The 8845-nt window shown below is 72.5% G+C and carries 9 protein-coding genes; 8 read left to right on the top strand and 1 reads right to left on the bottom strand.

Translation table 11 applies throughout. The annotated features are described in order from the left end of the window. Positions 1-301: 301 nt before the first annotated feature. From ACFVQZ_RS16185 to ACFVQZ_RS16175, 3 genes are all read left to right on the top strand, one after another. The gene (locus ACFVQZ_RS16185) at positions 302-535 is read left to right on the top strand and encodes a hypothetical protein (protein ID WP_030496060.1); all 234 of its coding nucleotides are present in this window, start codon (positions 302-304) and stop codon (positions 533-535) included. Between the two features lie 805 nt (positions 536-1340). Beyond that, positions 1341-2564, top strand: a complete 1224-nt coding sequence (locus tag ACFVQZ_RS16180) for an NAD(P)/FAD-dependent oxidoreductase (RefSeq protein WP_383622968.1) — start codon at positions 1341-1343, stop codon at positions 2562-2564. A 27-nt stretch (positions 2565-2591) separates the two neighbouring features. After that, entirely contained in the window at positions 2592-3596 is a 1005-nt protein-coding gene (locus ACFVQZ_RS16175; RefSeq protein WP_383622965.1) for a sigma-70 family RNA polymerase sigma factor, read from the top strand. A 24-nt stretch (positions 3597-3620) separates the two neighbouring features. Here the strand turns inward: ACFVQZ_RS16175 and ACFVQZ_RS16170 are convergent, their stop codons facing one another. Next, a complete protein-coding gene (locus tag ACFVQZ_RS16170; RefSeq protein ID WP_383622962.1) occupies positions 3621-4259 on the bottom strand; it encodes an endonuclease in 639 nt (212 codons plus the stop codon). Positions 4260-4424: 165 nt separating this feature from the next. Between ACFVQZ_RS16170 and ACFVQZ_RS16165 the strand changes: the two genes are divergently transcribed. From ACFVQZ_RS16165 to ACFVQZ_RS16145, 5 genes are all read left to right on the top strand, one after another. Beyond that, positions 4425-4787: a DNA polymerase ligase N-terminal domain-containing protein gene (locus tag ACFVQZ_RS16165; RefSeq protein WP_383622959.1), complete on the top strand. Its 363-nt coding sequence runs from the start codon at positions 4425-4427 to the stop codon at positions 4785-4787. Then, positions 4784-5794 carry a non-homologous end-joining DNA ligase gene (ligD, locus tag ACFVQZ_RS16160; protein ID WP_383622956.1) on the top strand — a complete coding sequence of 337 codons (1011 nt, stop codon included), beginning with the start codon at positions 4784-4786 and terminating at the stop codon, positions 5792-5794. The genes ACFVQZ_RS16165 and ligD (ACFVQZ_RS16160) overlap by 4 nt, the downstream gene beginning before the upstream one ends. After that, positions 5791-6723: a non-homologous end-joining DNA ligase gene (ligD, locus tag ACFVQZ_RS16155; protein ID WP_383622953.1), complete on the top strand. Its 933-nt coding sequence runs from the start codon at positions 5791-5793 to the stop codon at positions 6721-6723. Before ligD (ACFVQZ_RS16160) ends, ligD (ACFVQZ_RS16155) begins: the two co-directional genes overlap by 4 nt. Positions 6724-7366: 643 nt before the next feature. After that, positions 7367-8023: a hypothetical protein gene (locus ACFVQZ_RS16150; protein WP_383622950.1), complete on the top strand. Its 657-nt coding sequence runs from the start codon at positions 7367-7369 to the stop codon at positions 8021-8023. Positions 8024-8096: 73 nt separating this feature from the next. Further along, entirely contained in the window at positions 8097-8825 is a 729-nt protein-coding gene (locus ACFVQZ_RS16145) for a helix-turn-helix transcriptional regulator (protein ID WP_383622947.1), read from the top strand. Positions 8826-8845 lie beyond the last annotated feature (20 nt).

Genomic DNA, 8845 nt, shown 5'->3' with positions numbered 1-8845 from the left:
CCCGGAAGCTAAGCCTTTCAGCGCCGATGGTACTGCAGGGGGGACCCTGTGGGAGAGTAGGACGCCGCCGAACAATCATTGTGGGAAAGCCCCGCGCCTTCTGGTGCGGGGCTTTTCTGCGTTTCGGGGATCGAGACGGGCCCCAAGACGGTCCTCAAGACCAAGCCGGCCCCGAATGCCCATGAGTGGGCCACCGGCTCTACTGTCGTGCCGTGTTCGACGAGCCTGTCCCAACGGCTTGACGGGTGAGAAGCGTGAGGTGTCCGGATGTTCGGTGAGGTTGAGGGCCGTGGGGGTGTGCATGGGTGAGGGACTGGTGACGATCAAGCTCACGCGCGATGAGGCGCTGGTGCTGTCGCACTGGCTGGAGAAGCTTCAGATGACGGACCTTGGTCGTGTCGTCGACGATCCGGCGGTCTGGGCTCCGATCCATCGGATCGCCGGCACGCTTGACGTGGCGCTTCCGGAGATCTTCGCCTCCGACTACCACCAGCGACTTGAGTCCGCTCGGCAAAGGCTTCAGCCGGAGGATTGATCGAGCAGTCTGGATGCCTTCGCCCAGTACGCGGCTCGCAGGAGAGCTCGTAGGTGTTGGTCCGCTCGGGGTGGTCGAGTTCGGCGCGGCGTAGTGCCTGCTTGAGGAGGTCCAGCTTGAGGCCCCAGAGGTAGGGCGCGCGGCCGCGCTCGTATCAGATCAGTTTCGGGATTCCCCAGTCGTCGTCGACGCGGCGGCCGTTCCGCATGTAGTCCAAGGTGTAGATGGTCTATGTGGAAGTCGCTGTCAGCCAGGTGCTTTCGGCCGGCGACCTGGGCGGGAGCGGCGCCGTAGAGCAGCGTCAGTTGTTCGGCGTCGGCGGGTTGCCCGGGCGCCGTGCGGAAGAACGAGAGTGTCGTGTACGGGCCCTGTTCGCGCCTGGATCTGCGATCCAGGCGAGGCCATCCAGCGGTCGCGGCCGCATGCCTCGACCGGCTCCGCGTTGTCCAGGCCGCCGCTGCGGAGCCGTCTGCCCCAAGCCGGATCGGTCCTGCCCAGCGTGGCTGCCGTCACCTCGGGGCTGCCACCGCGTCGGCTGATCGCGGCCTCGGCGATCAGGTGGAGGGTTGTGGATTGGTCGTGCCTCTTGCTTGCGCAGCTGCAGACAGGCATGTGTCGACGACGCCGTTGGCGTCCGTCAACCGATGTGCGCTCGCCGCGTCCCTGGGCATAAGGGGCGGCTGGTGTGGTCGGCCGGATTGTGGTGGAGGTCACATGTGGGGGCTGTCAGGGATGGGGTGGGTGTTTCGCTCAGTCCGTCGACAGCGTGTCCATCGACAGGCCGACAGGTCGGCAGGGAGTGGTGATGAAGCATCGCATTCTCGTTCTCGGGGCCGGATATGCCGGTACCCACGTCGCCGGGGCGCTCGCTCGGCGGTTGTCCGTGCGGGACGTCGAGGTGACGTTGGTGAACGCCGAGCCGGACTTCGTTCAGCGGCTGCGACTGCATCAGGTGGCCGCGGGGCAGGAGATCGACGCTCCGTCGCTCGCTGAGGTCTTCGCCGGGACGGCGGTGCGGGTGCGGCTCGGGCGGGTCATCGGGATCGATCCCGAGCGGCGGGTCGTGGCCGTGGCGGATGGCGACGGGGGTGGCGAACTCGGGTACGACACGCTCGTGTACGCGCTGGGCAGCCATGGTGCCGTGCACGGGGTTCCTGGAGTCGCCGAGTACGCCTTCGACGTCGGTGGGCGGCCGTCCGCGCTGCGGTTGTCCGAGCGGCTGGCGGCGCTCGAAGCGCGCGGTGGGGGTGGGAAGGTGGTGGTCGTCGGGGACGGGCTGACCGGCATCGAGACCGCCACCGAGATCGCCGAGTCACGGCCCCTTCTCGCGGTGACGCTGATCGCCCGCGGCGAGCTGGGTGCCCGGCTCTCCGCCGGGGCGCGCGGTCACCTCCGCCGGGCGTGCGACCGGCTGCGTATCGGCGTGGTCGAGCACACCGAGGTCACGGCCGTCGAGGCGGACCAGGTGCGGTGCGCCGGCGGCACCGTTCTCGCGGCGGACGCGGTCGTGTGGACGGCCGGGTTCGCCGTCAGTCCTCTTGCCGCCGCCTCCGGGCTGGAGGTCACCGAGCACGGGCGGATCGTCGTCGACCGCACCATGCGGTCCATCTCCCACCCGGACGTGTACGCCGTCGGCGACAGCGTGTACGCCATCGGCGACAACGGCCTGCCGCTGCCGATGTCCTGCGCCTCCGCCGGGGCGACCGGCATGCAGGCCGTACAGGCGATCGTGGGGCGGCTGACCGGAGGCGAGGTCGCCCGTGCCAAGCTCGTGTACGTCGCCAACCACATCAGCCTCGGCCGGCGGGACGGGATCATCCAGATGGTCGACCGGCAGGGGCGGGCCAAGCCTGCCTGTCTGGGCGGGCGGAAGGCCGCGCTGATCAAGGCCGCCATCGTCCGGATGTCGCTGTGGGCCAGCGTGCACCCGACGTTCGGCTTGCCCCGGCGCCGGCACCGGGTGTCGGCCACGCCGGACGCGTACGTCGGGGAGCTTACGGTGTCCGTGGAGCGGAAGGCCGCCGCGTGAGCGGCCGGGATGTCTAGGGTGATCCGTGTGGACCGCATCGCCGCTGATCGTTTCGACACCGGCCGGTTCGAGGCCAGCCGGGGCCGGCTGGCCTCCCTGGCCTACCGGCTGCTCGGTTCCGCGACCGATGCCGAGGACGTCGTGCAGGACGCGTTCCTGCACTGGCAGGCCGCCGACCGGCAGCGGATCCAGGTGCCGGAGGCATGGCTGACGAAGGTCGTCACCAACCTGTGCTTGGACCGGCTCCGTTCGGCGCACCACCGGCGCGAGCGCACCACCGGCGCCTGGATGCCGGAACCGCTCCTCGACGGCGACCCGCTGCTCGGGCCCGCCGACACCTTCGTCCAGCGCGAGTCCGTCTCCCTGGCGGTGCTCACGCTCATGGAACGGCTCTCGCCCCTCGAACGTGCCGTCTACGTGCTGCGCGAAGCCTTCGCGTACAGCCACGCCGAGATCGCCGGGATCCTCGACGTCACCGAGTCCGCCAGCCAGCAGCACCTCCACCGGGCCAGGCGGCGGGTCGCCGACGAGCGCCGCCGCGGCGCCGGCGGGATCGACCCGGCGGCGGCGCGGAAGGTCGTCGAGGAGTTCCTGGCCGCCGCCTCCTCGGGACGCACCGACCGGCTGGTGGCGCTGCTCACCGACGACGCGGTCGCGCTCTCCGACGGCGCGGGTCTGGCCACGAAGCTGCTGCGGTTCGACACCCCGGAGCGGATCGCCACCCTCGCCCGGGCCGGCCTCACGCCGTCGGCGGCCAAGCGGCGGCTGGCCGGCGGCACCCCCACGCTCCACTACGCCGTGATCAACGGCGGGCCGGGCTTCCTGTTCGTCGTCGGTGAGAGCGCCGGCGGCGGGGGCGGTCATCGGGACGGCGAGGGGCGCGGCGAGCAGGTCGTCGGGTCGGTGACGTTCGATCTGGCCCACGGGAAGATCGCGATCGTGCGGGGGATCGCGGCGCGCCCCCGTCTCGTACGGCTCACCGAGGAGTGGCGGCGGCGGGCACCCGAGGCTTCGGTGCTCGTCCGGTGGTGACGTCTTGGGCTGGGGGGCGAGGCGTTACGCGGGCTGCAGTTCGCGGGCCGCGTGCTGGGAGAGTGCTACGCGGACGAGGGCGGCGGCGAGTCGTGCGTGGTCCTCCGGTGGTACGAGACGGCCGAGGCCGCGTGGCGTGTGGGGGAGGCCCAGGTCCGCCGCCGTCGCGCAGGCCCGGGAGTCGAAGTACGGGCGCAGCCACGGCCAGACCGCCTGCGCCTCCCGGCAGAAGATGTCGGCGCCGACCGGGCCGATCCGCGGGACCTCCTGGACCAGTTCCCGCAGGGCGCGCGCGTCGCCGTGGGCTTCCTCGCCCATGCGCCGGAGGTCTCCGTGCCAGCGGGCGAGGACCAGGTCCGCGCCCTCGCCGAGGGCCGTGGCGGTGCTCTCGTCGTACCGCACGTAGTGGGCGCGGCCCAGGGCGTCCACCCGGTCCTGCCAGCGGGAGTCCGCCATCGCGCGCGGGGTGCGGAGGCCGGCTCGGGAGAGTTCGCGGGCGGCGGCGACGGCCGTGTCGGCGCTGATCCGGATCGAGCAGAGGACCGTGAGCACCAGGAGCCGGTACAGCGGGGAGGGCTTGTCGCGGAGGGTGATGCCGGCCTGCTGGGCGTAGGTGTGGCCGTACTCGGAGAGCAGTCTCGACGTGGTGGTGGATGTGGTCATGAGGGCGTGCCCCTTCCCGCCCCTTTGTGCGCTGTGGGTCTCTCTCCGGGCGGGTGCCCGGCTCGGGTGGCGCTCACACGGGTGTCCTCGGCGGATCGGTGGGTAGGCGCGGGGCGGACGGTGACGGGGGTCGCGTGTGAAGGGGACGGGAGGAGGGGTGGCGGAATGGGCAGGGGCGGAGCGGAGCGGGTGCTGGGCGCGTATGACGCCGCCAGGACGCACTTCGACTTTCGGCTGGAGGCGGACGGTGTCCTCGGGTCGTGGTCCGTGCCCAAGAGGCCTTCCGGTGATCGGCACGACAGACGGCTGGCCATGCCCACCGAGGACCATCCTCTGATCGTCTGGGGCGAGGGGCGGTACGAGAACCGCAGCGCCGACGAGGGCGGCCGCGCGGTCCCCTTTGCCGAGGCGCTGGACGCCGGTCATGACTCATTCCGGCTCGTGGGGCGCAGGCTGGGCGGGGACCGGGCGCTCACGCGCTTCCGTGAAGGGGCCAGGGGTTGGGAGCGGGAGGCGGAGGTCGCGTGAGTCTGCTGGAGCGGCTTTCGGAGGCCGATCGCGCGCGGCTGCGCGTCGCGGAGGACGGGGTGCGCGAGCGGCAGCCGATGCTCGCCGTGCTCAGTGATCGGCGTACCTTCGACCACGCCATGCTGTTCGAGCGCAAGCTGGACGGCGTGCGCGTCGTCGCCACGCGACGCGACGGCGGGCGGCCACGGCTGCTCTCCCGCACCGGCAGGTCGCTCGACCGCACGTACCCGGAGGTCGTCGACGCCCTCGCCGTGCAGGAGTGCCCCGACTTCTGCGTGGACGGCGAGATCACCGCCGTCAGGGGCGGGCGCAGCGACTTCGGCCTGCTGCAGCAGCGCATGCAGCTCACGCGGGCGGAGGACGTGCGGGCCAGCCGGGTCGCCGTCCGCTACTACCTGTTCGACCTCGTACGGCTGGACGGCCGGAGCACCGCCGCCCTCCCGGCCCGTACCCGCAAGTCCCTGCTCCGCGACGCGTTCGCCTACCGCCTCCCGCTGCGCTTCACCCCGCACCGCGTCGGCCGTGACGGCCGGGACCTGCTGGCCGACGCGTGCGGACGCGGCTGGGAGGGGCTGATCGCGAAGCGGGCCGACGGGCCGTATCTGCACCGGCGTTCCACGGACTGGCTCAAGCTTAAGTGCGCCGCCGGCCAGGAGATGGTCGTCGGCGGCTTCACCGAACCGGCCGGTGAGCGGGTCGGGTTCGGCGCGCTGCTCGTCGGCCACTACGAGGGCGGGCGGCTGCGGTACGCGGGCAAGGTCGGCACCGGTTACGGCACCGACACCCTGCGGCGGCTGCGCGCCCGTCTGGACCGGCTGGAGCAGGACCACTCGCCGTTCGCCGACGACGTCCGGGAGCGCGCCGTGCACTGGGTGCGCCCCGAGCTCGTCGTCCACATCGACTTCACCGAGTGGACCGGCGCCGGGCGGCTCCGCCACCCCCGCTACAAGGGGCTGCGCGACGACAAGCGGCCCACCGACGTCATCCGCGAGCGAGGCACCCCATGAGCCCCACCGGCACCAGGAGCGGCACCGCCGACTTCCGGGCGAGCGGCCGGACCGTCGCGATCAAGCGCGCGGGGAAGGAACTCTTCCCCGACGACGGCATCACCAAGGCCGACCTCGCCGACTACTACCGGCGGGTCGGCCCGCGCATCCTGCCGCACCTGCGCGGACGCCCGCTGATGCTGGAGCGCTATCCCGACGGCATCGGCGGCGGGCGTTTCATGCAGAAGGACACGCCCGATCATTTCCCGGCCTGGTTCCATCGAGTGGAACTGCCCAAGGAGGGCGGCACCGTCACGTACCCGGTCTGCGACGACCTGGCGTCGCTGCTGTATCTGGTCGACCAGGCGTGCGTCACGCCGCACCGCTGGCTGTCCAAGGCGGACCGGCCCGACCACCCCGACCGGCTGGTCTTCGATCTCGATCCCGCGGGTGACGACTTCGCACTCGTCAGGCGGACCGCCGGGCTGCTGCGCGGTCTGCTGGACGAACTCGGGCTGCCGGCGGCGCTGATGACCACGGGTTCGCGCGGGCTGCACGTCGTCGTCCCGCTGGACCGGCGTGCCGGCTTCGACGAGGTACGGGCGTTCGCCCGCGACGTGGCCGACGTGCTCGCGGCCCGGCACCCGGACCAGCTCACCACCGCGGCGCGCAAACAGGCCCGGAAGGGCCGGCTCTACCTCGACGTCCAGCGCAACGGCTACGGCCAGACCGCCGTCACCCCGTACGCCGTCCGCGCCCGCCCCGGCGCCCCCGTCGCCACCCCGCTGAGCTGGGCCGAACTCGACGATCCTGACCTGACGCCGCGGCGCTGGACGGTGACCACCCTCGGCGAACGCCTGGAGGGCGACGATCCCTGGAAGGGGGAGCTGACGCGCGGACGCTCGCTGAAAGCCGCCCGCGGGCGGCTGGAGACGCTGATGGCGTCGTGACGGAGACGCTGACGATGGCGTGACGGAGGCGCTGATGATGGCCTGACGGAGAAGCTGACGCCGTCGTGACCGAGAAGCTGACGACGTGACGGGAGTGTGACGTCATGGAACGTGATCCGGGGAACGGTTCCGGCACCGGGCCGCCGACCCGCCCGGTCCCGCCGCGGCCGGATGACCCGCCCGGCCCCGGCGACCCGACCGACCCGTCGGAGCCCCGGCCGGCGCCTCCGACCCATCCCGTCCCTCCTCGGCCGCCGGGCCCGCCCGGTCCGCCTGGTCCGGGGCCGGTCGGGCGTGGCCGGTTTCAGTAGCCGACCAGCGTTTCGAAGCCGAGGGAGCCGCAGTACGCCGCGACGCGGTCTTCGGCGTCCTGGGCGCCGTGCTTGACCGCCAGCGACGTCTCCTCGCCCAGCGGGCGGCCTCCCGGGACGGGCTCGGCCCGCAGGGGAGCTCTGCTGCACGTGGTGGCAGGCTACTTGCGCCCGGTGCGGTGGGTTCGGTGTGGGCCGGGTGCGGGTGCGGGTGCGGGTTCGGGGCCGGGGGAAACGCGTCAACCTGGTGGGGCGCCGTACCCTTCGCGCGGTCGTCTCGTTGACCCCACGGTGCCCTGGCGGTGCCGGGGGCGGACGAGAGGAGCACAGAGGTGGGCACGATCGACGCGAACGAGGAGACGCGGCGGCAAGTGGCGGAGATCCGGGCGCAGTTCGCCGAGGAGGCGGGCGGCGCGACGGTGTCCGTTCTGAGGCGGGACGGGGTCTATCGGCACGCGCGGTACGAGCTTCCCAGGGCTTCCTGGAGGGAGTGCGAGCTCGTGACCTGGCCGCACGTGCTGGTCCTGCGGGGCGAGTGGGGCGTGTGGGCCTTCAGCGGTACCGAGGACATGTTCGATCGCTTCCCGGGACCCGCCGTGGCGGAGGACGGCGTCGACCCGGCGGACGCGGCGGCGATGCTGGACGCCAACGTCGCAGAGGCGGTGGTGGGTTACGGCGAGGAGCGCGCGTCCGCGTACGTGCGGGAGGCCGTCGCCGGAGCCGCGGCGCGGTACGAGGGGCTGGCCGAGGACGCCGAGGCGTTCTTCTTCGGGGGGCGAGACGGTGTGGACCTCGGGACGGAGAAGGGGCTGCGCGAGGCCGTCGGACGCTTCGAGGAGCGGTACGCGGAGCAGTACCGGGGCTTCCGGTTCGCCGTGGACGGCTGGGACCTGCGCCGGTACGACCCCCGGTTCCTGCTGGCGTGCGCGGTGCTGCCGTGGGCGGTGGCGGAGTACGACGCCGGGGCTGCCGTGCCGCCCGTCGTGTAGCGGTTGCGCGTCCACGGCGTCGGGGAGGCGGGCGGCTTCTATGTGCTATCCGGATTGTCAATAGAATGTCCTGATGAAGGACATCGATGCGATCGCTGTGCTGCAGGACCCGGTGCGCCGCCGCCTTTACGAGTACGTGGTCGCGCAGGGCCGTGAGGTGGGCCGTAATGAGGCCGCCGAGGGGGCGGGGGTGGCGCGGACGCTCGCCGCGCACCACCTGGACCGGCTGGTCGAGGCAGGGCTGCTGGAGAGCGGCAGCCGGCGGCTGACCGGGCGCTCGGGGCCGGGGGCGGGGCGGCCTGCCAAGGTGTATACGCGGGCCCAGGGTGAGCGGTCGGTGTCGCTGCCCGGGCGCGACTACCGCACCGCCGCGGAACTGCTCGCCGAGGCCGCCGAGCAGGCCGGCCTGGATGCCGGGCTCAACGCGGCCGCCCGCCGGCGCGGCGAGGCTCTGCGCGGCTCGGACGCGCCGTGCGCCAGCCTCGCGGAGGCCATGAAGGTACTGGCCGAGCGGGGTTACGAGCCGCACCTCGCCGAACCCGCCGCCGACGGGGGGGTGGCCGGGGAGGGTGAGGCGGCGGCCGTCGTGCGGATGCGCAACTGCCCGTTCCATGCCGTCGCCGAACGTTTTCCGCCCCTCGTGTGCGGCATGAACCTCGCCCTGCTGGAGGGGCTGATCGGTGCCGGTGGTCCGGTCCGGGCCCGCATGGACGCCCGGCCGGGGGAGTGTTGCGTGGTGATCGAAGCGGCGGAGCCGGCTCCCGAGGGCCTCCGAGTGGGTTCTAAAAACAATGAGCATTGACATAGAAAAGCGGGCCGTGC

The sequence above is a fragment of the Streptomyces sp. NPDC057854 genome, assembly GCF_042797055.1.
GTDB lineage: Bacteria > Actinomycetota > Actinomycetes > Streptomycetales > Streptomycetaceae > Streptomyces.
The sequence above is the reverse complement of the archived record's forward strand: the minus strand, read 5'-3'. Positions and strand labels throughout refer to the sequence as shown.